Source organism: Pseudomonas sp. HY2-MNA-CIBAN-0224 (genome assembly GCF_040310285.1).
In the GTDB taxonomy this organism is placed as follows: Bacteria; Pseudomonadota; Gammaproteobacteria; order Pseudomonadales; family Pseudomonadaceae; genus Aquipseudomonas; species Aquipseudomonas helleri.
Genome location: NZ_JBEOPQ010000528.1, coordinates 1 through 271, shown reverse-complemented (window position 1 = coordinate 271; position 271 = coordinate 1). Strand labels below are relative to the sequence as shown.

Sequence of the window (271 nt, the reverse complement as noted above, 5' to 3'; positions counted from 1 at the left end):
CCCTTGACCTTGGAGTGCAACCGCACCCTGCCCTCATTTGACTTAATGGTAGAGACTTATGGCACTCTTAATAGCGACAAATCAAATGCCATATTAATCTGTCATGCCTTGTCCGGCAGCCATCACGCAGCAGGTTTGCACAGTGCCGATGATAAAAAGGCCGGCTGGTGGGACAATATGATTGGCCCCAATAAAGCCATCGATACCAACCGCTTTTATGTGGTATGCCTCAATAATATTGGCAGCTGTTTTGGCTCTACTGGTCCAACGA

Annotated in this window: 1 pseudogene; it reads left to right on the top strand. The window is 48.0% G+C overall.

Annotation, left to right across the window (positions count from 1 at the left end):
- A pseudogene (gene metX, locus AAEZ03_RS27430) lies at positions 1-271 on the top strand (homoserine O-acetyltransferase); the annotation flags it as partial.